Genomic DNA, 746 nt, shown 5'->3' with positions numbered 1-746 from the left:
CTCCTATCCCTGTTACTTCCTAATTCCTTTTTAGTGGGGGAGTGTGAACAGTTACAACAAATTCAGTAAATCTCAGACAACTCAGTTAACAAAATTTAATACCTCAGATGACGTTGAATCAGGAGTTGGGCTTTGATGGTCTTTTTGATCTCAGTCCCTCCCATACAACCTTCTTACGATCTATTATTTAGTTAGTAATCAGGAGGCCGAAGTGCAGAAAAGGTGTGAGCGAAATCGGAAACGTTCCCAACGGAGAGCTATATATTGTCCTATACATGGTTGTTACATAGATAGTGTTAGCCAAAAACATGGATTATTTGCCGAAAAAGCCGGACAACTACAAGAGCGGGGTATTGCTCGTCGAGAAGCGATGATTTTAGTCGCCAATAAAACTACAGTTTCTTTACAAGGTGAGTGGTTAGAGGCTTTTTGGTGCGAAGAGTGTCAAGAAACAAAATGGTATCATGTCCATAAGCATGGATCTAAATACGAGATATCTCTTGCCCCTGCCGAACTTTGGCAACAAGCAACCGGTGTCATTCATCCCCATCGTAATCCTTCTGTAGGAGAATTTACCTATAGGCAATCCCGAATGCTTGGAGGTAACAGTGTTAAAGACTTCTGGGTAATGAATTGACATGAAAAAAGCTCTGATTTGTGGAGTATCTGGACAAGATGGAGCATATTTAGCACAATTGTTGCTAAATCAAGGCTACACAGTCTGTGGAACTTCCAGGGATGCCCAA

At 41.4% G+C, this 746-nt stretch carries 2 protein-coding genes; both read left to right on the top strand.

The genetic code is table 11. The features are described 5' to 3' along the window. Window positions 1–211 precede the first annotated feature (211 nt). Complete coding sequence (locus FJR05_RS20380) at window positions 212–637, top strand: hypothetical protein (RefSeq protein WP_168645810.1); 426 nt, start codon at window positions 212–214, stop codon at window positions 635–637. A gap of 1 nt (window position 638) precedes the next feature. After that, a partial coding sequence (locus tag FJR05_RS20375) for a GDP-mannose 4,6-dehydratase (protein WP_168645812.1) occupies window positions 639–746 on the top strand: 108 nt, incomplete at its 3' end.

It is taken from the genome of Dolichospermum sp. UHCC 0259, assembly GCF_009711935.1.
Classification (GTDB): domain Bacteria; phylum Cyanobacteriota; class Cyanobacteriia; order Cyanobacteriales; family Nostocaceae; genus Dolichospermum.
This window is presented reverse-complemented; position numbering and strand designations above follow the sequence as displayed.